Source organism: Chromobacterium indicum (assembly GCF_039708975.1).
GTDB classification, from domain to species: domain Bacteria; phylum Pseudomonadota; class Gammaproteobacteria; order Burkholderiales; family Chromobacteriaceae; genus Chromobacterium; species Chromobacterium piscinae.
This window is the reverse complement of record NZ_JAYFSJ010000005.1, coordinates 141,853-160,250: the sequence shown is the minus strand read 5'-3', so window position 1 is coordinate 160,250 and position 18,398 is coordinate 141,853. Positions and strand designations below refer to the sequence as shown.

The 18,398-nt window shown below is 68.4% G+C and carries 24 protein-coding genes; 21 read left to right on the top strand and 3 right to left on the bottom strand.

Features of this window, described 5'->3' with window-relative positions:
* The first annotated feature begins 1 nt into the window (after position 1).
* The gene (locus VA599_RS08800) at positions 2-376 is read left to right on the top strand and encodes a hypothetical protein (protein WP_346788293.1); all 375 of its coding nucleotides are present in this window, start codon (positions 2-4) and stop codon (positions 374-376) included.
* On the opposite strand, the gene thiE is transcribed toward VA599_RS08800, so the two are convergent.
* Together thiE and thiD are read right to left on the bottom strand one after the other, a co-directional pair.
* A complete protein-coding gene (thiE, locus tag VA599_RS08795; protein ID WP_346788292.1) occupies positions 363-986 on the bottom strand; it encodes a thiamine phosphate synthase in 624 nt (207 codons plus the stop codon). The genes VA599_RS08800 and thiE overlap by 14 nt on opposite strands.
* Positions 970-1,815 carry a bifunctional hydroxymethylpyrimidine kinase/phosphomethylpyrimidine kinase gene (thiD, locus tag VA599_RS08790; RefSeq protein WP_346788291.1) on the bottom strand — a complete coding sequence of 282 codons (846 nt, stop codon included), beginning with the start codon at positions 1,813-1,815 and terminating at the stop codon, positions 970-972. Before thiD ends, thiE begins: the two co-directional genes overlap by 17 nt.
* A gap of 74 nt (positions 1,816-1,889) precedes the next feature.
* On the opposite strand from thiD, the gene VA599_RS08785 reads away from it, so the two are divergent.
* The 18 genes from VA599_RS08785 to VA599_RS08700 all read left to right on the top strand — a co-directional run bounded on the left by VA599_RS08785 (position 1,890) and on the right by VA599_RS08700 (position 13,845).
* Positions 1,890-2,054 (top strand): rubredoxin, encoded by a 165-nt coding sequence (locus VA599_RS08785; RefSeq protein ID WP_011133707.1) that lies wholly within the window; start codon positions 1,890-1,892, stop codon positions 2,052-2,054.
* Complete coding sequence (locus VA599_RS08780; protein WP_021476084.1) at positions 2,054-2,875, top strand: M48 family metallopeptidase; 822 nt, start codon at positions 2,054-2,056, stop codon at positions 2,873-2,875. The genes VA599_RS08785 and VA599_RS08780 overlap by 1 nt, the downstream gene beginning before the upstream one ends.
* A 3-nt stretch (positions 2,876-2,878) precedes the next feature.
* Positions 2,879-3,226, top strand: coding sequence for an MmcQ/YjbR family DNA-binding protein (locus VA599_RS08775; protein ID WP_346788290.1), 348 nt, complete (start codon positions 2,879-2,881; stop codon positions 3,224-3,226).
* Positions 3,227-3,290: 64 nt separating this feature from the next.
* On the top strand, positions 3,291-3,707 hold the full coding sequence (locus tag VA599_RS08770; protein ID WP_021476082.1) for a CopD family protein: 417 nt from the start codon (positions 3,291-3,293) through the stop codon (positions 3,705-3,707).
* 38 nt (positions 3,708-3,745) lie between these two features.
* Positions 3,746-4,207 carry a CYTH domain-containing protein gene (locus VA599_RS08765; RefSeq protein ID WP_346195963.1) on the top strand — a complete coding sequence of 154 codons (462 nt, stop codon included), beginning with the start codon at positions 3,746-3,748 and terminating at the stop codon, positions 4,205-4,207.
* Positions 4,208-4,280: 73 nt separating this feature from the next.
* Positions 4,281-4,571, top strand: coding sequence for a hypothetical protein (locus tag VA599_RS08760; protein WP_346788289.1), 291 nt, complete (start codon positions 4,281-4,283; stop codon positions 4,569-4,571).
* Between the two features lie 80 nt (positions 4,572-4,651).
* Positions 4,652-5,878: a molybdopterin-dependent oxidoreductase gene (locus tag VA599_RS08755; RefSeq protein ID WP_346788288.1), complete on the top strand. Its 1,227-nt coding sequence runs from the start codon at positions 4,652-4,654 to the stop codon at positions 5,876-5,878.
* A complete protein-coding gene (locus VA599_RS08750; protein WP_346788287.1) occupies positions 5,875-6,198 on the top strand; it encodes a hypothetical protein in 324 nt (107 codons plus the stop codon). The genes VA599_RS08755 and VA599_RS08750 overlap by 4 nt, the downstream gene beginning before the upstream one ends.
* A gap of 80 nt (positions 6,199-6,278) precedes the next feature.
* Positions 6,279-7,100, top strand: coding sequence for a CPBP family intramembrane glutamic endopeptidase (locus VA599_RS08745; RefSeq protein ID WP_346788286.1), 822 nt, complete (start codon positions 6,279-6,281; stop codon positions 7,098-7,100).
* Between the two features lie 125 nt (positions 7,101-7,225).
* Positions 7,226-7,714, top strand: coding sequence for a 5-(carboxyamino)imidazole ribonucleotide mutase (gene purE / locus VA599_RS08740; protein ID WP_221667520.1), 489 nt, complete (start codon positions 7,226-7,228; stop codon positions 7,712-7,714).
* Positions 7,714-8,844, top strand: a complete 1,131-nt coding sequence (locus VA599_RS08735) for a 5-(carboxyamino)imidazole ribonucleotide synthase (RefSeq protein WP_346788285.1) — start codon at positions 7,714-7,716, stop codon at positions 8,842-8,844. Before purE ends, VA599_RS08735 begins: the two co-directional genes overlap by 1 nt.
* Before the next feature lie 44 nt (positions 8,845-8,888).
* The gene (gene fos / locus VA599_RS08730) at positions 8,889-9,305 is read left to right on the top strand and encodes a fosfomycin resistance glutathione transferase (RefSeq protein WP_346788376.1); all 417 of its coding nucleotides are present in this window, start codon (positions 8,889-8,891) and stop codon (positions 9,303-9,305) included.
* Positions 9,305-9,994: a DNA alkylation repair protein gene (locus tag VA599_RS08725; RefSeq protein WP_346788284.1), complete on the top strand. Its 690-nt coding sequence runs from the start codon at positions 9,305-9,307 to the stop codon at positions 9,992-9,994. Before fos ends, VA599_RS08725 begins: the two co-directional genes overlap by 1 nt.
* Positions 9,994-10,872, top strand: a complete 879-nt coding sequence (locus VA599_RS08720; protein ID WP_021477325.1) for a phosphoribosylaminoimidazolesuccinocarboxamide synthase — start codon at positions 9,994-9,996, stop codon at positions 10,870-10,872. The genes VA599_RS08725 and VA599_RS08720 overlap by 1 nt, the downstream gene beginning before the upstream one ends.
* A gap of 118 nt (positions 10,873-10,990) precedes the next feature.
* Entirely contained in the window at positions 10,991-11,572 is a 582-nt protein-coding gene (locus VA599_RS08715; protein WP_346788283.1) for a GNAT family N-acetyltransferase, read from the top strand.
* A 66-nt stretch (positions 11,573-11,638) separates the two neighbouring features.
* The gene (locus tag VA599_RS08710) at positions 11,639-12,220 is read left to right on the top strand and encodes a GNAT family N-acetyltransferase (protein WP_021477327.1); all 582 of its coding nucleotides are present in this window, start codon (positions 11,639-11,641) and stop codon (positions 12,218-12,220) included.
* A 59-nt stretch (positions 12,221-12,279) separates the two neighbouring features.
* Positions 12,280-13,197 carry an alpha/beta hydrolase gene (locus VA599_RS08705; protein WP_346788282.1) on the top strand — a complete coding sequence of 306 codons (918 nt, stop codon included), beginning with the start codon at positions 12,280-12,282 and terminating at the stop codon, positions 13,195-13,197.
* A 36-nt stretch (positions 13,198-13,233) separates the two neighbouring features.
* Positions 13,234-13,845, top strand: coding sequence for a glutathione S-transferase family protein (locus VA599_RS08700; protein WP_021477329.1), 612 nt, complete (start codon positions 13,234-13,236; stop codon positions 13,843-13,845).
* Positions 13,846-13,981: 136 nt separating this feature from the next.
* Here VA599_RS08700 and VA599_RS08695 read toward each other — a convergent pair whose 3' ends face one another.
* A complete protein-coding gene (locus VA599_RS08695) occupies positions 13,982-14,548 on the bottom strand; it encodes a carbonic anhydrase (protein WP_021477330.1) in 567 nt (188 codons plus the stop codon).
* A 191-nt stretch (positions 14,549-14,739) separates the two neighbouring features.
* On the opposite strand from VA599_RS08695, the gene VA599_RS08690 reads away from it, so the two are divergent.
* Positions 14,740-16,761 carry an NADPH-dependent 2,4-dienoyl-CoA reductase gene (locus VA599_RS08690; protein ID WP_021477331.1) on the top strand — a complete coding sequence of 674 codons (2,022 nt, stop codon included), beginning with the start codon at positions 14,740-14,742 and terminating at the stop codon, positions 16,759-16,761.
* 209 nt (positions 16,762-16,970) lie between these two features.
* The gene (locus VA599_RS08685) at positions 16,971-18,227 is read left to right on the top strand and encodes a deoxyribonuclease II family protein (protein WP_346788281.1); all 1,257 of its coding nucleotides are present in this window, start codon (positions 16,971-16,973) and stop codon (positions 18,225-18,227) included.
* Positions 18,228-18,398 lie beyond the last annotated feature (171 nt).

Here is an 18,398-nt window from a genome sequence, read left to right as displayed (position 1 = left end):
GATGAGTAAGCTCTGCAGTACCGCGCTGGCCGGCTTCATGCTGGCGAGCAGCCTGGCCGGCCATGCCGCCGGCCAGGTTTTCCGCATCGACGGAGATTCCGCCGCCCCCCTGACCCTGCATGGCACCGTGATCGGTCCCGTGCGCTCCGGCAGCAAGGCCGAAGGCACCCTGTTCCAGGCCTATCATCTGAAGCTGGATCATCCGCTGCGGCTGGACGACGACGGCGCCTGCGGCGAGCAGGAAATGCGCAGCCTGGCGCTGAGCCAGGAGGACATGGCCAAGCTGAAGGGCCGCGCCGTCACCGTGCGCGCCCGCGTCTTCTGCCAGGAAGACCGCGCCGGCAGCTACCGGCTGGCCGACATCACCGTGCTGTGAACAGGCCCGCCAGCGCCTGAGCCGCCGCCGCCGTGTCGGCCGCTTCGAATATCCCCCCTACTACCGCGACCGCGTCCGCGCCGGCCTCGACCACTTGCGCCGCGTTGGCCGGCGCGATGCCGCCTATCGCCACCGCGTTGGCGCCCAGCGCCGCCGCCTCGGCGAACAGCGACAGCGGCGCGGCGGCCGCGTTCGGCTTGGTCCGCGACGGAAACACCGCGCCGAAGGCGACGTAGCTGGCCCCGGCGGCCAGCGCCGCGCGCGCCAGCTCGATGCGGTCGTAGCAGGACGCGCCCACCACCGCGTCCGCGCCCAGCCGGACGCGCGCGGCGGCGATGTCGCCGTCGTCCCGGCCCAGGTGGACGCCGTCGGCGCCGATCCGCTCCGCCAATTCGACATCGTCGTTGACGATGAACAGCGCGCCGTGGACACGGCACAGCCGCCGCAGCTCGGCCGCCTGGCGCAGCCGGCGCGCGGCGTCGCCGCTCTTGTCGCGGTACTGCAGCGCGTTCGCGCCGCCGGCCAGCGCCGCTTCGGCCAGCGCGAACAGGCGGGCGTCGTCCAGGCCATCCGGCGTCACCGCGTACAGGCCCTCAACTCTTGGCGGCATCGCCGTCTTCCTCGTCGTCGCCGCGCGCCCAGAACATCCGGTCCGGCAGGAACTGGCCCATGCCGGGGCGGAAGCCGTTGACCAGCGTCTGGTAGGTGTATTCCTGCGCCTCACGCACCGCCTCCGGCAGCAACAGGCCGGTGGCCAGCATGCCGGCGATCGCCGAGGCCAAGGTGCAGCCGGAGCCATGATAGCTGCCGGGCAGCCGCTCCCAGTGGTCGGCGCGCACCACGCCGTCCTGGCCGTACAGGCTGTTGACCACTTCCTTGGTGTTTTCATGGGTGCCGGTGATCAGCAGGTAAGGGCAGCCCAGCCCCAGCAGGCGCTCGGCGCACTGGTCCAGCGTCAGCTCCTCGTCCTCGTCCGGATCGTTGCTGGCCAGCCGACGCGCCTCCAAGCTGTTCGGCGTCAGGATGGACACCTGCGGAATCAGCATGTCGCGCATCGCGCCGATCAGGTCTTCGTCGGCCAGCTCGTGGCCGCCGCCGCTGGCCAGCACCGGGTCCAGCACCACCGGGATGTCCGGGTAGTCGGCGATCAGCTGCGCCACCACGGCGACGTTTTCCACGCTGCCCAGCATGCCGATCTTGAACGCCGCCACCTGCATGTCTTCCATCAGGAAGCGGGCCTGGTCGTTGACCCAGTCCGCGTCCAGCACCATCAGGTCGTTGACGCCCACGGTGTCCTGCACCGTGATCGCGGTGATTACCGACAGCGGATGGCAGCCCAGGCTGGCCAGCGTCAGGATGTCGGCCTGGATGCCGGCGCCGCCGGAGGGGTCGGAACCGGCCAGGGTCAGCACCACGGGAGGGGGGGGAGGAGTGGTCAAGGGCGAACCTCTTCTGTTTTATTGCGGTGGCACGATTTAGAATACCCATTTTATCCGAACACGAGGGCGAAGCGATGCGTACTTGGATGTGTCTGATCTGCGGTTTCATCTACGACGAAGAAGCCGGCCGTCCGGAAGACGGCATTCCGCCGGGCACGCGCTGGGAAGACCTGCCGCCCAACTGGACCTGCCCCGACTGCGACGCCCGCAAGGACGATTTCCAGATGGTGGAAATCTGATGGCCGGAAGACGGACCCGCTGGATCGGCGGCGCGCTGCTGGCCGCGCTATTGGCCGCCTGTGCCCAGGTGAACACCACCGCCGGCGGCGCGGTCGGCGTCAACCGCGGCCAGAGCATGCTGCTGTCCAGCCAGGAAGTGGAGCAGATGTCGGCCAAGTCCTACGCCGGCGAGCTGCAGAAGGCCCGCGCCGCGGGCCGCCTGAACACCGATCCGGCGCTGACCTCGCGCGTGCGCCGCGTGTCGCAGCGCCTGATCGCCCAGACGCCGTCCTTCCGCCCCGACGCCCGCAACTGGCGCTGGGAAGTGAACGTGCTGACCACCGACGACATGAACGCCTACGCGATGGCCGGCGGCAAGATCATGGTCTACACCGGCCTGGTCAAGCAGCTGAAGCTGTCCGACGCCGAGCTGGCCGCCGTGATCGGCCACGAGATCTCGCACGCGCTGCGCGAGCACACCCGCGAGAACATGAGCCAGGCCTACGCGCAGCAAATGGGCCTCGGCCTGGTCGGCGCGCTGGTCGGCCTCAACGACAGCCAGCTGAAGCTGGCCTCGCTGGTGGGCGACGTGACGCTGTCCAAGCCGCACAGCCGCGCGATGGAGTCCGAAGCCGACATCATGGGCCTGGAGCTGATGGCCCGCGCCGGCTACGACCCCAACTCCGCGGTCAACGTCTGGCAGAAGATGCAGGCGGCCGGCGGCGGCAACGGCATGGAGTTCCTGTCCACCCACCCGTCCGGCCCCACCCGCATCCGCGACCTGCAGGCCCATATCCCGCAAGTGTGGCCGCTGTACCAGGCCGCGCCGAAGAAAGGCTGAGCGATGCCGCTGCCCACCGCCCTGTTCGACGAGATGCTGGACCACGCCCGCACGCTGCCGGGCGCCGAGTACGACGTCAAATGGGGCGGGACGCGCGTGGTCTCCATCGGCGGCAAGATGTTCCTGGTCTGCGGCGAAGCCGGCATCAGCTACAAGGTCGACGATGGCGATTTCCTGGCGCTGTCCGGCCTGCCCGGCATGCGGCCGGCGCCGTATCTGGCCCGCGCCCGCTGGGTGCAGGTGGTCTCGCTGGAGGCGCTGGCGCCGGACGACATCCGCCGCGGCATCGAACGCTCGCGCGAGCTGGTGCTGGGCAAGCTGCCGAAGGCGCAACGGCAGGCCTGGTCCTGATCCGGCGGGAACCGGTCCGGCGACGTCCGGTCCATCGCCCCATCCCGCCCCAATAGGAAAGTCGATGAGCTATCTGTACCTGAAAGCCTTCCACATCTTTTTCGTGGTGTCCTGGTTCGCCGGGCTGTTCTACCTGCCGCGGCTGTTCGTCAATCTGGCGATGGCGCGCCAGCCGGCGGAATACGACCGCCTGCTGCTGATGGCCAGGAAGCTGTTCCGCTTCATGACGCCGCTGGGCGTGCTGGCGATAGGCTCCGGCCTGCTGCTGTGGCTGGATTTCGGCATTTCCGGCGGCTGGCTGCACGCCAAGATGGCGCTGGTGGCGCTGCTGGCCGTTTACCATGGCTACTGCGCCAAATTGGGCCGCGACTTCGTCACCCACAGCAACCGCAAGAGCCATGTCTGGTTCCGCGTGTTCAACGAGCTGCCGGTGCTGATTTTGCTGGCGGTGGTGATCCTGGTGGTGGTCAAGCCGTTCTGACGCGCCCCTAACCCTGAATTCGCTTGAGGATTTGATCGATGGCATTGGAAATCGAACGCCGTTTCGTGGTGAGCGGCGACGGCTGGCGCGGCCTGGCCCCGGCCGTGCAATACCGGCAGGGCTATCTGTCGGTGGAAAAAGAGCGCACGGTGCGGGTGCGGGTGGTGGGCGAGCAGGCCTGGCTGACGCTGAAGAGCAATATCAGCAACGTCAGCCGCCACGAGTTCGAATACCTCATCCCGCTGGCCGACGCGCAAACCATCATGGCCGCGATGTGCCCGATGGTGGTGGACAAGCTGCGCCACCGCATCGAGCACGGCGGCTTCGTCTGGGAAGTGGACGAGTTCTTCGGCGACAACGCCGGCCTGGTGCTGGCCGAGATCGAGCTGCCCGGCGAGGACACCCCGTTCGCCAAGCCGGAATGGGTGGGCGAGGAGGTGACCGAGGACGGCCGCTACACCAACGCCTACCTGTCCAAGCATCCGTATAGCCGCTGGTAAAACGGCCCGGCCGGACGAACCAGTCCCGGCCGGCCGGGTCTATCGTCTTTTGCCCGAGCCAAACGCCAGACCGATGTCTACCCCTTCCTCCGAATGGATTCCCACCGCCGCGCTGCTGGGCCTGTACCTGGGCTCGCTGCTGTATTCGCTGTTCCAGGGCTGGCATCAGCGCCGGCTGTACTGGCTGGGCTGCGCGCTGCTGCTGGTCGGCGGCCTGCTGATGATGCTGCTGGCCGAGCCCGCCGCGACCGACTCCGGCGAAATGCCGCCCGGCTTCGGCCTGGGCGTGTGGGTGGCCGCGCTGGGCATCGCCGCCACCGCGGCCGGCGCGCTGACGCGGCGCTGGCGCGCCCGCCGCGGCTGAGCGCCTGTCCCTTTCCCCGGTAGACGGCCGCCCGCGCGGCTCCTAGCATCGCGTCCATCCCCACCTCAAAAAGCGCGAACATGGACGACGCGTCAACTCGCCGGGCCTTGCTGAAAGCCGGCCTCGCCGCCAGCCTGCTGGGCCTGGCCGGCCGGAGCCGCGCCGGCGCCTGGCTGGACCAAGGCTTCGACAACGGCTGGCGCGAGCTGGTGCCTTATCCGCAAAAGATGCCGCTGATGCGCATCACCACCCGCCCGGTGCATCTGGAAACGCCGTTTTCCCAATTCGACCGCGGCCTGATCACGCCCAACGAGGCGGTATTCGTCCGCTACCACCTGGCCGGCCACCCGCTGGACATCGATCCCTCATCCCACACCCTGACCATAGACGGCAAGGTGAAACAGCCGCTGACGCTGACGCTGGCCGACCTGCAAAAGCGCTTCGAGACGGTGCGCCAGACCGTGGTGATGCAGTGCGCCGGCAACGGCCGCGGCCTGTCGCAGCCGCGGGTGCAGGGCGCGCAGTTGGGCAATGGCTCGATGGCCTGCGTCGAGATGGCCGGCGCGCGGCTGGCCGACGTGCTGGCCGCCGCCGGCGTGCAGGATGGCGCGCGCCATATCGCCTGCCGCGGCACCGACCAACCGGCGCTGGAGCAAACGCCGGCCTTCATCCGCTCGCTGGACCTCGCCGACGCGCGGCGGCCGGAAGCGATGATCGCCTGGGAGATGAACGGCCAGCCGCTGCCGGTGCTGAACGGCTACCCTATCCGGCTGGTGATTCCCGGCTTCTACGCCGCCTACTGGATCAAGCACCTGTCGCATATCGAAGTGCTCGACCACGTGTTCGACGGCTGGTTCGCCAGCCAGGCCTACACCGTGCCCGACACGCCGGACAACGGCGTGCCGCCCGGAACCAAGCCGGACAAGACTGCGCGGCTGACGCGGATGAAGGCGCGCAGCTTCATCACCAACCTCGCCCACCTCGACGCCGTCTCCGCGCCGGACGGCCGGCTGGCGCTGCGCGGCATCGCCTTCGACGGCGGCAGCGGCATCCGCCGGGTGGACGTCTCCGCCGACGGCGGCGCCCGCTGGCGGCAGGCGGAGCTGGGCGCGAACGCCGGACGCTTCGCCTTCCGGCCATGGACGCTGACGCTGGACGACGTGAAACCGGGGCCGCTGACGTTGATGGCACGCGCCACCGCCAACGACGGCCAGGTCCAGCCGCTGGTCCAGCCATGGAATCCCGGCGGCTACGCCCGCGACGTGGTCGAGCGGGTGGAGATCGTCGTCGCGGAGACCGGGCGATGAGGGCCGCGCTGCTGGTTCTGGCCCTGGCGGCGGCTCCCGTCGGCGCGGCGAGCATCGCGCTGCCCAATGAGACGGCGATGCTGCCGGACAGCGGCCATCCCGGCTATCTGCCGGCGCTGCAGCGCTGCATGATCTGCCATTCCGTCGATTACATCGCGCTGCAGCCGGACTTCGACGAGGCGCGCTGGCGCGCCGTGGTCGACAAGATGCGGCAGGCGTTCAAGGCGCCCATTCCGGCGGCGGAGGTGGCGACCATCGCCGCCTACCTGGCCGACGCCCAGCGCCGCCGGCTGCTGCGGCCGCATCCGCCCAAGCCCTGAGCGCCGGGCCGGGAACCGTTTGGCCTCGCCGCGTCCAAGCCTTATCATCGGACGCTTGCCCATCCCGCGACGGAGCCGCCATGTTCACGCTTCCCTCCCTGACGCTGGCCGCCTACGGCCTGCTGGCGCTGGGGCTGCTCGCCGCCAGCCTGCGCCAGGAAGCGCCCGGCTGGATCGCCCTGATCACCAGCGCGATGCTGGCGCTGGCCGCCGGCGTGCTGCAGCCGCTGGGCGTGCTGAGCGCGGCCGCCGTCGCCGGGCTGACGCTGGCGCTGCGCCGCTACCCGCGGCCGGAGCTCTACTTGGTGTGGGTCGCCGCGCTGCTGGCGCTGGCGGTGCACGCGTTGCCCGGCTTCGACAATCCGCTGCTGTGGCAGGGCCGGGCCAGCCCGGACAGCGCGCCGTACCGGCTGTTCTGGAGCTACGACAAGGGTTTCGCCGGCCTGCTGCTGCTGCTGAACCTCTGCCGCGCGCCGCTGCCGGAACGGCAGCTGGGCTGGCCGGCCGCGGCGGTCGGCGCGCTGGCGCTGCTGTTCGTGCTCGGCATCGCCGCCGCCGTCGGAACGATAAGCTTCGCGCCGAAGTGGCCGGCCTGGCTGCTGCCGTGGCTGCTGGCCAACTGTTTCCTGGTGTCGCTGGTGGAAGAGGCCTTCTTCCGCGCCGGCGTCCAGCGCTGGCTGGAGCTGCGCACCGAGCCCTTCGCCGCGCTGATGGCGGCGTCGCTGCTGTTCGGCCTGGCCCACCTGGCCGGCGGCTGGTCCTGGATGGGGCTGGCCACCTTGGCCGGCATCGGCTACGGCCTGATCTACGCCGCGCGCCGCCAGCTGTGGCTGGCAGTGCTGGCCCACCTGGCTTTCAACACGCTGCACCTGCTGTTGTTCACCTATCCGAAACTGGCGTGAAGCCGCCGATTCGGGACAGCTTTATACGCTAACTGTCTTGATATGAAAATAAAAAACCATAACGGGTAGCCTGTCGCATCGGTTAAAATCGCGGTCTTCGTTCACCATCCGCGAGCAGCATCGCCATGATTGAAGTCGGCATCGTGATGGGTAGCAACAGCGACTGGGAAGTGATGCAGCACGCCGCCCGCGTGCTGAAGAGCTTCGGCATCGCCTGTGAAACCCGCGTCGTCTCCGCCCACCGCACCCCGGACCTGCTGTTCCAGTACGCGGAAGAAGCCGCGCCCCGCGGCCTGAAAGCCATCATCGCCGGCGCCGGCGGCGCCGCCCACCTGCCGGGCATGCTGGCCGCCAAGACCCACGTGCCGGTGCTGGGCGTGCCGGTGCCGTCCAAATACCTGCGCGGCGAGGACTCGCTGCTGTCCATCGTGCAAATGCCCAAGGGCATTCCAGTGGCCACCTTCGCCATCGGCGAGGCCGGCGCCGCCAACGCCGCGCTGTTCGCGGTGGCGATGCTGGCCGCCACTCGCCCGGAGCTGGCCGAGCAACTGGTCGCCTTCCGCAAGCAACAGGAAGAGACCGTGCTGGCGATGACGCTGCCGGAGGTCGAGTAATGGCCGCCATCCTGCCGCCGGCGATGCTGGGCATACTCGGCGGCGGCCAGCTGGGCCGCATGTTCGCCGTCGCCGCCAAAACCATGGGCTACCGCGTCACCGTGCTGGACCCGGACGAAAACGCGCCGGCGGCGGCCTTCGCCGACCGCCACATCCGCGCGCCGTACAACGACCAGGCGGCGCTGCGCGAGCTGGCCGACAGCTGCGCCGCCGTCACCACCGAATTCGAGAACGTCAACGCCGACGCGATGCGCGAGCTGGCGCGCCGCACCCGCGTGTCGCCGTCCGGCGACTGCGTCGCCGTGGCCCAGGACCGCATCGCCGAGAAGGCGTGGATCAACAAGGCCGGCCTGCCGACCGCGCCCTACTTGGCCATCGAAAGCGTCGAAGACATCCAGGTGGACCTGGCACCCTACCTGCCCGGCATCCTGAAAACCGCCCGCCTCGGCTACGACGGCAAGGGCCAGGTGCGGGTACAGACCGCGGCCGAGGCGCGCGCCGCCTACGCCAATCTGGGCGGCCAGGCCTGCGTGCTGGAAAAGATGCTGGACCTGCAGCTGGAAGTGTCGGCCATCGTCACCCGCGTCAGCTCGGCGCAGAGCGCGGTGTTCCCGGTAGCGGAAAACATCCACAAGAACGGCATCCTCGACGAATCCATCGTCCCGGCCCGCATCGCCCCGGCGCTGGCCAAGCAGGCGCAGGAGATGGCCCGGAAACTGGCCGAAGCGCTGGACTACGTCGGCGTGCTGGCGGTGGAGTTCTTCGTGCTGGCCGATGACAGCCTGGTGGTCAACGAGATCGCCCCGCGGCCGCACAACTCCGGCCACTACACGCTCACCGCCTGCCTGACCGACCAGTTCCAGCAGCAGGTGCGCGCGATGTGCGGTCTGCTGCCGGGCCGCACCGACCTGCTCAGCCCGGTGGTGATGGTGAACCTGCTGGGCGACGTGTGGAAGGACAACGGCCACGAGCCCAACTGGGACGTGCTGGCCGAGGCTCCCAACGCCCAGCTGCACCTGTACGGCAAGAAACAGGCGCGGCCGGGCCGCAAGATGGGCCACTTCAACGTGATGGCCGCCAGCGCCGACGAAGCGCTGGACCAGGCCAGGGCGTTGAAGGACACCCTGTAGCGAAAGAAATGGCGAGGCCGGCGGCTTCGCCATTTTTCATGCCGATGAAGCTGAACGGACTCAACCATCTGACCCTGGCGGTCGCCGACCTGGACCGGTCCTGGGATTTCTACCACGGCCTGCTCGGCGCGCAAGCGCACGCCCGCTGGGCCGGCGGCGCCTACCTGAGCCTGGGCGGACTGTGGCTGTGCCTGTCGCTGGACACGCCCGAACCCGGCCGCGGCTACACCCATTACGCGTTCGATGTCGCCGCCGCCGACTTTCCGGCCTGGTCCGCGCGCTTGCGCGACGCCGGCGTCGGCGTCTGGAAAGACAACCGCAGCGAGGGCGACTCGTTTTATTTTCTGGACCCGGACGGCCACCGGCTGGAGCTGCACGTCGGCTCGCTGCAAAGCCGTCTCGCCGCCTGCCGCGCCCAGCCTTACCCGGATATGGTGTTCTTCGACCAGGAGGCCTGCTGATGGGCGCGATAGACGATCTGCGTGACGCGCTGGCCGCCGCTGCCGATCCGGCGCGCGCGCCGGCGATGCGCGCCTATATGCGCGAGCAGTTCGATTTTCTCGGCGTCGCCGCGCCCGCCCGGCGCAAGGCCGCCGGACCGTGGATCAAATCGCATGACGCGGCCGGCCCCGACGGCTGGCTGGAACTGGCCGACGCGCTATGGCGGCAGCCGGAACGCGAATTCCAGTACGTGGCGGTGGACCTGCTGGCCCGGCACGCCGCCAGGCTGCCGGCCTCCGCCCTGCCGCGGCTGCTGGCGCTGGTTACCGCTAAATCATGGTGGGACACCGTCGACGGCCTGGCGGCCTGGATCATAGGCGAGCTGGTCCGCGCCCGGCGCGAGCTCCAGACCGACATGGACAGGCTATCCGGCGACGGCGACTTCTGGCTGCGCCGCGTCGCCATCCTGCACCAGCTGTACTGGAAGCGCGACACCGACGCCGAGCGGCTATTCCGCTACTGCGCCGCCAACGCCGTCGACCCCGAATTCTTCATCCGCAAGGCCATAGGCTGGGCCTTGCGCGAATACGCTTACACCGACGCCGAGGCCGTGCGCGGCTTCGTCGCGTCCGCCGCGTTGTCGCCGCTATCGCGGCGAGAAGCGCTGAAACGAATCCAACAGAAACCCCTGCCCGCGAAGGAAGCATGATGACCGGACTGAACACCACCCACCTGAAAAGCCTACGCAAGATCTACTCCGGCAAGGTGCGCGACCTCTATGAGATCGACGACCAGCGCATGCTGATGATCGCCACCGACCGGCTATCCGCCTTCGACGTGATTCTGGACGACCCGATCCCGGCCAAGGGCCAGATCCTGACCGCGATCTCCAACTTCTGGTTCGACAAGCTCAAGGACGTGGTGCCCAACCACCTGACCGGCGACCAGCCGGAAGACGTGGTGGCGGCGGAAGACCTGCCGCAGGTGGAGGGCCGCGCCGTGGTCGCCAAGCGGCTGAAGACAGTGCCGATCGAAGCGGTGGTGCGCGGCTACCTGGCCGGCTCCGGCTGGAAGGAATACCAGCAGTCCGGCTCCGTCTGCGGCATCGCGCTGCCGGCCGGCCTGCGCGAGGCGGACAAGCTGCCCGAGCCGATCTTCACCCCGTCCACCAAGGCGGCGGTGGGCGACCACGACGAGAACATCGACTTCGCGCAGTGCGAGGCCATCGTCGGCAAGGAGCTGGCGGCCAAGGTGCGCGACACCGCCATCCTGCTGTACCAGACCGCCGCCGCCTACGCGGCGACGCGCGGCATCATCATCTGCGACACCAAGTTCGAGTTCGGCCTGGACGAAAACGGCACGCTGACGCTGATGGACGAGGCGCTGACGCCGGACTCCAGCCGATTCTGGCCGGCCGACAGCTACCAGCCGGGCAGCAACCCGCCGTCGTTCGACAAACAGTTCGTCCGCGACTGGCTGGAAGCCTCCGGCTGGAACAAGCAAGCGCCGGCCCCGGCCGTGCCGCTGGACGTGCGCGAGAAAACCGCCGCCAAATACCGCGAGGCGCTGGAGCGTCTGACCGGCTAAGCCTCAACTTCGTCGCCGCCGGCGCTCGCTGGCGGCGAAGTTTCCGCTTTCCACCCGCGCTCTGGAAGTGACAAAGTTCTTTTGATAGCATCCAATGCTTTGTCATAAAGCGCGCGCCATGTCATTCGATCTCCCCACCCTGGATACCCCGCGCCTGCGCTTGCTGCCCGCCGCGCCGGAGCTGGCCGCCGCCATGCTGAGCCACTGGCAGCGCAATCGCGAGCACTTCGCTCCCTGGGACCCGAAGCCGGGCCCCGACTTCTTCACCGAAGGCTATTGGACAAAACAGCTGGCGCAGCGCGCGCAAGCATGGCGCGAGGGCCGCGAGGCGCGCTATGTGCTGACCTTGCGCGAAGCGCCGGAACGGATCATCGGCACCGCCAGCCTCAGCAATATCGTGCGCGGCGTGTTCCAGGCCTGCCATCTGGGCTATGGCATCGATCAGAACTGCGAAGGCCAGGGGCTGATGCGCGAGGCGCTGCAGGCGGTGATCCGCCTCGCCTTCGACGAATTGAAGCTGCACCGCATCCAGGCCAATTACCAGCCGCAAAACACCCGCAGCGGCGCGCTGCTGCGGCGGCTGGGTTTTGTCGAGGAAGGCGTGGCCAAGGATTATTTGTTCATCAACGGCGAGTGGCGCGACCACGCGCTGACCTCGCTGCGCAATCCGGATTTCGACGCTTCCGCGCTGCTGGCCTGATTCCGGGCTTGAGCGGCGCTTCGCCTTGCGACTACTATCTAGGCTGTCGTCATCAAGAAGCGACGCATGAGCCTGATCCAGCCCGCACTCGACACCGCGCGCCTGAAGTTGTTGCCGGCCCATCCGGACCTGGCGGCGGCCGCGCTCGACTACTACCGCCGCAACCGCGCCCATCTCGAACCCTGGGGACCGACGCCGGGTCCGCAGTACTACAGCGAGGAATATTGGCGCAGCCAGCTGCGCCAAGGCGCGCGCTCATGGATGGAGGGACATAGCGCGCGCTTCCTGCTGACGATGCCGGCCGAGCCGGAACGGATCATCGGCACCGTCGGCTTCAGCAACATCGTCCGCGGCGTGTTCCAGGCCTGCCACCTCGGCTATGGCATCGACCGCGCGCGCGAAGGGCAGGGCCTGATGCGCGAGGCGCTGCAGTCGGCCATCGCCTTCGCCTTCGACGAACTCAAGCTGCACCGCATCCAGGCCAATTACCAGCCTGACAATGCGCGCAGCGCCGCGCTGCTGCAAAGGCTGGGGTTTTCCATCGAAGGACAGGCCAAGGATTATCTGTTTCTCGACGGAGCCTGGCGCGACCACGTGCTGACTTCGCTGACCAACCCGAACTTCAACGGCCGGCCGCTGCTGGGCTGACGCGACGGTCGCGTCAGCCCAGCCAGGGAAACCCGCTTCACCAACGCAAGGGCAAGCGCATGCACCGTACCTTTCTGACCGCCGCCGACGGCGAAGCCATCCCGCTGTGCGAATGGCTGCCGGACGGCCCGCCGCGCGCCGTGGTGCTGATCTCGCACGGCATGAGCGAATACGCGGCGCGCTACGACCGCTTCGCCGGGACGCTGACGGCGGCCGGCTACGCGGTGTACGCGCACGACCACCGCGGCCATGGCGCCTCGACCGCGCCGCGCGGCTATTTCGCCGCCGACGACGGCTGGCGCAAGGTTGTGGACGACGTGGAGACGGCGCGCCGCCACGCGGCGGAGCGGCATCCCGGCCTGCCGGTCGTCCTGTTCGGCCACAGCATGGGCAGCTTCATCGCCCGCGCCCACTTCCTGCGCTACGGCGGCCAGCTGGCCGGCCTGATGCTGTCGTCCACCGGCTACCGCCAGCGGCCGCTGGCGCTGTTGCTGGGCGCTCTCGCCCGCTTCCTGGGACGGCGCAAGGGCTGGGACCGGCCCAGCCGGCTGATGGCCGCGCTGGTGTTCGGCAGCTTCAACCTGGGCTTTCCGCCGTGGCGGACCAAGATGGAGTGGCTGAGCCGCGACCCGGCCGAAGTGGACGCCTACCTCGCCGATCCGGACTGCGGCTTCGATCCGGCCCCGGGCCTGTGGGCCGATCTGTTCGCCGGCATCGTCGCCATGGAGCAAGGCGAGGCGGCGGGGCAGGGCATCAACCGCCGCTGCCCGGTGCTGCTGTTCGCCGGCAGCCGCGATCCGGTCAGCCTGGGCCGGCTGGCGCTGGGACAGCTGGAGATCCGCTACCGCGACGCCGGCGTGCTGGACCTGCAAAGCAAGGTTTACCCGGGCGGCCGCCACGAGATGCTGAACGAAAGCAACCGCGCCGAAGTGGAAGGCGATATCCTGGCCTGGCTGGCCAGGATCGTCCCCGCCTGAGCGCCGCCTGTTCCCCATTTCGACTGGAGTTTCGCCATGATAGAAGTGCACCACCTGAACGAATCGCGCTCGCGCCGCATCACCTGGCTGCTGGAAGAGCTGGGGCTGGATTACCGGGTGATCCGCTACCAGCGCGATCCTCAAACCCGGCTGGCGCCGCCGGAGCTGAAAGCCATCCACCCGCTGGGCAAGGCGCCGGTGCTGCGCGACGGCGACGCGGTGCTGATCGAGTCCGGCGCCATCATCGACTACCTGATCCGCGCCTACGGCGACGGCCGCTTCGCGCCAGCGCCGGACAGCCCCGACTACAACCGCTACGTCCAGCTGCTGCATTACGCCGAAGGCTCGGCGATGCTGCCCATCCTGCTGCAGCTTTACGTCGGCCGGCTGGGCGAGGCCGGCGCGCCGCTGCATCCGCGCATCCACGGCGAGCTGCAAAACCACCTCGGCTATCTGGACGGCGAACTGGCCGGCCGCGACTACTTCGTCGGCAACGATCTCACCGGCGCCGATGTGCAGCTGTCCTTCGTCGCCCAGATCGCGGTGAAGGGCGATGGCCGCGGCCGCTACCCCAATCTGGCGCGCTTCGTCGACATGATCGAAGCGCGCCCGGCCTACCGCCGCGCCGCCGACCAACACGGCGAATAAGAGCCGCTAAGCAAACCCCTGATCCTGCGCTGCGCCTCCTTGCCGTACGACTGGCACTGCCTGCGTCGACGCGCCTTGGCCCAGGTTCTCTGCGAGATTTTGTTTGGCGGCCCCAAGGCCAGCCGGCGCGGGCGGATCAGGCCGCGATGGTCTCCACCTTGCCGTCCAGCGCCATCAGATAGGTTTCCACCGCCAGCGCCGGATGCTTGTCCAGGATTTCGTCGCGCAGCTTCAGCAGCGCCTTGGCGTGGATGCGGGTTTCCTTGCCTGGGTCCTGCGCGAAATCCTCGCCGAACGCCACTTTGTAGGCGCCGCAGTCCCGGTGGTCCAGCAACACCACCCGCTTGATATGGTGCAGGTCTATCGCCACGCCCAGGTGCTGCCAGAAGGTGGCGTTCCAGTCGGGAAACTTGTCGGTGATCGATACCATCGAGGCTCCGGCCAGCACGATGTGGTCGTACTTGCCGCGCAGGTCCAGACCGTCCATGAATTCGCCGACGGCGTGGACCAGCCGGTAATCCATGCAAGACAGCAGCAGGGCATCGGTGCCGCCCGCCGCCCAGCTGGTCCGGGGCAGGAAGCTGCCCAGCAGCACGGCGCCGCCGCCCAGGCTGGCCAGCTTCAGAAAACCGCGGCGGCCGAGCGGACGCTCCTCCAGCGAGGCCAGGCAATCGGCGCGCTCATGGCGCGATGTTTCGCACATATTGTTCTCCTTTGTCATATTCGAATGGCCATCCAGCCGATTATAGCGGCAGCCGCGGCCGACAGCCGGCGATTCCATTGACAACTTACTTACCAGTAAGTATCTTGGCCACAGGGTTGACATCGCCAGACGAATCAAAGGCTTGGGCGCGCCCCGCCCGGGCCGCCACATAACGGACACGAGGAAGAAACATGAGCGCTTACCCGCACCTGCTGGCCCCGCTGGACCTGGGTTTCACCACGCTGAAAAACCGCGTGCTGATGGGTTCGATGCATACCGGCCTGGAAGAATCCCCGAACGGCTTCGAAAAAATGGCCGCCTTCTACGCCGAGCGCGCGCGGGGCGGCGTGGCGCTGATCGTCACCGGCGGCGTCGGCCCCAATGCCGAAGGCTGCGTGGCCGAGGGCGCGGCCCAGCTGTCCGACGCGCACGAGGTGGAAAACCACCGCCTGGTCACCGACGCGGTGCACCGCGAAGGCGGCAAGATCGCGCTGCAGATCCTGCACTCCGGCCGCTACAGCTTCCAGGAAAAGTGCGTGTCGGCCTCGCCGCTGCTGGCGCCGATCAACTTCTACACCCCGCGCGAGCTGTCCGACGCCGATGTGTGGCAAACCATCGCCGACTTCGCCAACTGCGCCAGGCTGGCCCAGCAGGCCGGCTACGACGGCGTCGAGGTGATGGGCTCGGAAGGCTATCTGATCAACCAGTTCATCGCCCGCGCCACCAACAAGCGGACGGACGACTGGGGCGGCAGCTTCGAAAACCGCATCCGCTTCGCCATCGAAACCGTCAAGGCGGTGCGCGCGGCGGTGGGCAGCGACTTCATCATCATCTACCGGCTTTCGATGCTGGACCTGGTGCAGGACGGCAGCAGCTGGGACGAGGTGGTCCACCTGGCCCGCGAGATCGAAAAAGCCGGCGCCACCATCATCAACACCGGCATCGGCTGGCACGAGGCGCGGGTGCCCACCATCGCCACCATGGTGCCGCGCGGCGGCTTCGCCTGGGTGACCAAGAAGCTGATGGGCCAGGTGAAGATCCCGCTGATCACCACCAATCGCATCAACACCCCGGAAGTGGCCGAAGACATTCTGGCCGGCGGCTGCGCTGACATGGTGTCGATGGCGCGCCCCTTCCTGGCCGACCCGGACTTCGTCAACAAGGCGGCGGCAGGCCGCGGCGACGAGATCAACACCTGCATCGGCTGCAACCAGGCCTGTCTGGACCACATCTTCCAGGGCAAGCTGACCTCCTGTCTGGTCAACCCGCGCGCCTGTCGCGAAACCGAGCTGAACTACGAAAAAACCGCCGCGCCGAAAAAGCTGGCCGTGGTCGGCGCCGGCCCGGCCGGCTTGGCCTTCGCCACCGTCGCCGCCGAGCGCGGCCATAGCGTGACGCTGTTCGACGCCGCGGCCGAGATCGGCGGCCAGTTCAACGTCGCCAAGCAGATTCCGGGCAAGGAAGAGTTCTACGAGACGCTGCGCTACTTCAAGCGCCGCCTCGAAACCACCGGCGTCGAGCTCAAGCTGGGCGCCCGCGTCGCCGCCGATGATCTTTCCGGCTTCGATGAAGTGGTGCTGGCCACCGGCATCGCGCCGCGCAGCCCGGCCATCCCCGGCGTCGACCACCCCAAGGTGCTCAACTACCTGGACGTGCTGAAGCACAAGAAGCCGGTGGGCAAGAAAGTGGCCATCATCGGCGCCGGCGGCATCGGCTTCGACACCGCCGAATACCTGTGCCATGAGGGCCGTTCCACCTCGCTGGACGCCGAAGCCTTCATGCGCGAGTGGGGCGTGGACATGACGGGCGACACCGCCGGCGGCCTGGCGCCGCAAGGACCGCAGCCGCATCCGAGCCCGCGCGAGGTCTACTTGTTGCAGCGCAAGACCAGCAAGGTGGGCGAAGGCCTGGGCAAGACCACCGGCTGGATCCACCGCGAAAGCCTGAAGATGAAACGGGTGAAGATGCTGTCCGGCGTCAGCTACGACCTGATCGACGACGCCGGCCTGCACATCACGGTGAAGGGCGAGCCGCAGCTGCTGCCGGTGGACACGGTGGTGATCTGCGCCGGCCAGGACCCGCTGCGCGAACTGCAGGCGCCGCTGCAAGCTGCCGGCAAGCCGGTGCACCTGATAGGCGGCGCCGATGTGGCGGCCGAACTGGACGCCAAGCGCGCGATCGACCAGGGCTCGCGGCTGGCCTCGGCCATCTGAGCCCCCGGCCTCGGGCAATCCGACGCGCCCAGCCCCCGCCGCCGCGGGGGCTTTTTCACGCGCGCCGCTTTTTGGCGGGACTGCCGGACAATCTATTAACGAGTGTTTCAATCCAAGCCGACTTAACATCTGCCACACATTACTCGATCAGCATGGCGCGGCCGCTCACGCGGCTCGTTCTTAACAATACCTATCACAGGAGAAATGCCATGCCCTCCCAACCCACCTGGCGCCGCGCCTGCCTGAGCCTGGCGCTCGCCGCCGCCGCGCTGCAAAGCCACGCCGCCCCGTCGCCGCTGCTGGACGCCAGCCACCCGGTCGACTGGTGGTTCGCCTTCAAATTCAACGCCGCGTCCTTCCCAGGCTGCGGCGGCGCCGCGCCGGTCAATCGCTGCCAGTTCGGCGGCGCGCCGCAGGGCTATACCAGCGCCGGCAGCTACAGCCAGCAGTACATCTACGCCAGCAGCAGCCAGCCCAGCCTCGCCCAGGGCAACGGCTGCGTCGGCGACACCCCGGCCGATCCGGTCGGCGCCACCTTCGGCCAGATCTACAACGGCGCGCTGAACTACGTGGTGTGGAACGACCAGTTCTACGACGATCCGGCCATCGCCAGTTGCTCCGGCAACGCCTGCCTGGCGCCCTGGGGCCACTCCAAGGGGGTGCTGGCCTGGGACGCGCAGGGCAACGGCGTGGTGATGCAGGTGAGCACGCCGTCGTGGCCGGCCTCCGGCAGCGCCCAGTTTCCGCGCACCAGCGATGGCAACACCCTGGGTTGCGTGGCCGACAACGACATCGAGGTCAGCCAGCACTTTTTCTCGCTGAAGCTGAGCCGCGCCGACGTGCTGGCGGTGCTGCAAGGGTTGGCCAACGCCAGCGCGGTCACCGATCCGGGCAACCCGCAGATCGTCAGGAACGGCGGCCCGGCCGACATCCAGAACGCGGTGAGCCTGCTGGGGCAGAAGTCCGACAGCGCGACGCCGCAAGTCAGCAAGCTGTCCAGCGGCGTCACGCTGATTTCCAAGCCTTCGGCCTTGCAAGTGCCGCCGTGGCAGCTGGTTTCGGCCGAGCTGGGCGGCGTCGCGCTGCGCGCCGCCACCTGGTGGGAATCCGGCAAGAGCACCGCCATCCCGAGCACCGCCAAGCCAGGCAAGCCAGCCTGCTGGGATAGCCGCCTGCCGACGCCGGGCCCGGTGGCCATCGCCACCTCCGGCAGCTGGCAGGGCCAGGCCTTCTCGCTGAAGGGCGGCCCCGGCAAAAACTACAACCATGCCAAGATCGGCGTCAGCACCAGCGGCGGCGCGTCCTACGCGATCTTCGGCGACATGAACCAGGAAGGTGCGCTATCCGGCGACTGCGCCAGCTCCCAGAACGGCCGCGGCGGCCTGTTCTTCGCGCTTCCCAACACCGCGCTGGCGCAGTCCATCGCCAAGCTGATCGGCGGCTCCACCGCCGCCGCCGCGCGCTAAGCCCGCGCCCGCCGGGGGCCGCGCGACCATGCGGCCCCGGCATGGGAAGCGGGCGGCGCAGCGCCTTGCCGGGCAGTCCGCCTCGCCTCGTCGACGAAAAATCGACAATTGTCATTGCCATTTACGCAATGATTTGCCATTTTCATCATGAACACCCGCTCGCCGTTTCCC

What these genes read in the sequence shown, in the direction of transcription:
- VA599_RS08745 (WP_346788286.1), top strand. Translation starts at nt 6,279, where the DNA reads ATGTTCACGCTTCCCTCCCTGACGCTGGCCGCCTACGGCCTGCTGGCG.
- VA599_RS08760 (WP_346788289.1), top strand. Translation starts at nt 4,281, where the DNA reads ATGTCTACCCCTTCCTCCGAATGGATTCCCACCGCCGCGCTGCTGGGC.
- VA599_RS08690 (WP_021477331.1), top strand. Translation starts at nt 14,740, where the DNA reads ATGAGCGCTTACCCGCACCTGCTGGCCCCGCTGGACCTGGGTTTCACC.
- VA599_RS08710 (WP_021477327.1), top strand. Translation starts at nt 11,639, where the DNA reads ATGAGCCTGATCCAGCCCGCACTCGACACCGCGCGCCTGAAGTTGTTG.
- fos (WP_346788376.1), top strand. Translation starts at nt 8,889, where the DNA reads ATGAAGCTGAACGGACTCAACCATCTGACCCTGGCGGTCGCCGACCTG.
- VA599_RS08695 (WP_021477330.1), bottom strand. Translation starts at nt 14,548, where the DNA reads ATGTGCGAAACATCGCGCCATGAGCGCGCCGATTGCCTGGCCTCGCTG.
- VA599_RS08785 (WP_011133707.1), top strand. Translation starts at nt 1,890, where the DNA reads ATGCGTACTTGGATGTGTCTGATCTGCGGTTTCATCTACGACGAAGAA.
- VA599_RS08800 (WP_346788293.1), top strand. Translation starts at nt 2, where the DNA reads ATGAGTAAGCTCTGCAGTACCGCGCTGGCCGGCTTCATGCTGGCGAGC.
- VA599_RS08705 (WP_346788282.1), top strand. Translation starts at nt 12,280, where the DNA reads ATGCACCGTACCTTTCTGACCGCCGCCGACGGCGAAGCCATCCCGCTG.
- VA599_RS08770 (WP_021476082.1), top strand. Translation starts at nt 3,291, where the DNA reads ATGAGCTATCTGTACCTGAAAGCCTTCCACATCTTTTTCGTGGTGTCC.
- VA599_RS08715 (WP_346788283.1), top strand. Translation starts at nt 10,991, where the DNA reads ATGTCATTCGATCTCCCCACCCTGGATACCCCGCGCCTGCGCTTGCTG.
- VA599_RS08755 (WP_346788288.1), top strand. Translation starts at nt 4,652, where the DNA reads ATGGACGACGCGTCAACTCGCCGGGCCTTGCTGAAAGCCGGCCTCGCC.
- VA599_RS08685 (WP_346788281.1), top strand. Translation starts at nt 16,971, where the DNA reads ATGCCCTCCCAACCCACCTGGCGCCGCGCCTGCCTGAGCCTGGCGCTC.
- VA599_RS08780 (WP_021476084.1), top strand. Translation starts at nt 2,054, where the DNA reads ATGGCCGGAAGACGGACCCGCTGGATCGGCGGCGCGCTGCTGGCCGCG.
- VA599_RS08700 (WP_021477329.1), top strand. Translation starts at nt 13,234, where the DNA reads ATGATAGAAGTGCACCACCTGAACGAATCGCGCTCGCGCCGCATCACC.
- purE (WP_221667520.1), top strand. Translation starts at nt 7,226, where the DNA reads ATGATTGAAGTCGGCATCGTGATGGGTAGCAACAGCGACTGGGAAGTG.
- VA599_RS08735 (WP_346788285.1), top strand. Translation starts at nt 7,714, where the DNA reads ATGGCCGCCATCCTGCCGCCGGCGATGCTGGGCATACTCGGCGGCGGC.
- VA599_RS08750 (WP_346788287.1), top strand. Translation starts at nt 5,875, where the DNA reads ATGAGGGCCGCGCTGCTGGTTCTGGCCCTGGCGGCGGCTCCCGTCGGC.
- thiE (WP_346788292.1), bottom strand. Translation starts at nt 986, where the DNA reads ATGCCGCCAAGAGTTGAGGGCCTGTACGCGGTGACGCCGGATGGCCTG.
- VA599_RS08765 (WP_346195963.1), top strand. Translation starts at nt 3,746, where the DNA reads ATGGCATTGGAAATCGAACGCCGTTTCGTGGTGAGCGGCGACGGCTGG.
- VA599_RS08720 (WP_021477325.1), top strand. Translation starts at nt 9,994, where the DNA reads ATGACCGGACTGAACACCACCCACCTGAAAAGCCTACGCAAGATCTAC.
- VA599_RS08725 (WP_346788284.1), top strand. Translation starts at nt 9,305, where the DNA reads ATGGGCGCGATAGACGATCTGCGTGACGCGCTGGCCGCCGCTGCCGAT.
- VA599_RS08775 (WP_346788290.1), top strand. Translation starts at nt 2,879, where the DNA reads ATGCCGCTGCCCACCGCCCTGTTCGACGAGATGCTGGACCACGCCCGC.